Annotated in this window: 1 protein-coding gene; it reads left to right on the forward strand. The window is 66.4% G+C overall.

The window, feature by feature from the left end; translation table 11 throughout:
* A partial coding sequence (locus L995_RS30270; protein ID WP_047475151.1) for a sensor histidine kinase occupies positions 1-670 on the forward strand: 670 nt, incomplete at its 5' end.
* Between the last annotated feature and the right edge of the window lie 142 nt (positions 671-812).

Genomic DNA, 812 nt, shown 5'->3' on the forward strand with positions numbered 1-812 from the left:
CCGCGTGTTCATCTCGCACGACATACGGGCGCCCGTGGCATCCATCATCACCTTGCTGGAGATGCAGCGTGGTTCCGTACAAGCGCCCGACCTGGGCATGCTGCTCCCGCGCATCGAAGGCTATGCCCAGGCCTCCCTGCAGCTGGCCGACGATTTCGTGCACCTGGCTCGTGCCCAGCAGCAGGCGCTGCGCCAGCAGCAGCTGGACCTGGGCCTGGTGCTGGACCAGGCCGTGGAAAGCTGCTGGGCCCAGGCCAGCGCCGCCCATGTGCAGCTGGAATTCAGCCTGCCCGAGCAGGAATGCCCCGTGCTGGGCGACCCGGGCATGCTCCACCGCGCAGCCGTCAACCTGATCGGCAACGCCATCAAGTACGGAGCGCACGGGCAACAGGCAAGCGGCGCCACGGTGCAATGCCTGCTGCTGCAGGACGCCGGCCATTGCCGCATCGCCATCCGGGACCACGGACCCGGCATGGATGCGCAGGCCGTCGCCCGCCTGAGCCAGCCCTTCGAGCGCCTGGACCACCATCAGCACCTGGACGGCGCAGGCCTTGGGCTGGCCTTTGTCCGCACCGTGGCTGCCCGCCATGGCGGGCAGCTGCAGATAGAAAGCGCGCCAGGCCAGGGAAGCACCTTCAGCATCGTGCTGCCGAAGGCGCAGCAAGCCTGACCGGGGGTGTCATCCCGGCGGGTGGCCCGTGAAAACGAAAAAGCCCTGAAGTCTTTTAACTTCAGGGCTTTGCGTTTTTTGGTGCGGCTGGCAGGAATCGAACCCACGACCCCTTGGTTCGTAGCCAAGTACTCTATCCAGC

Source organism: Delftia sp. ZNC0008 (assembly GCF_000799035.1).
Classification (GTDB): domain Bacteria; phylum Pseudomonadota; class Gammaproteobacteria; order Burkholderiales; family Burkholderiaceae_C; genus Comamonas; species Comamonas tsuruhatensis.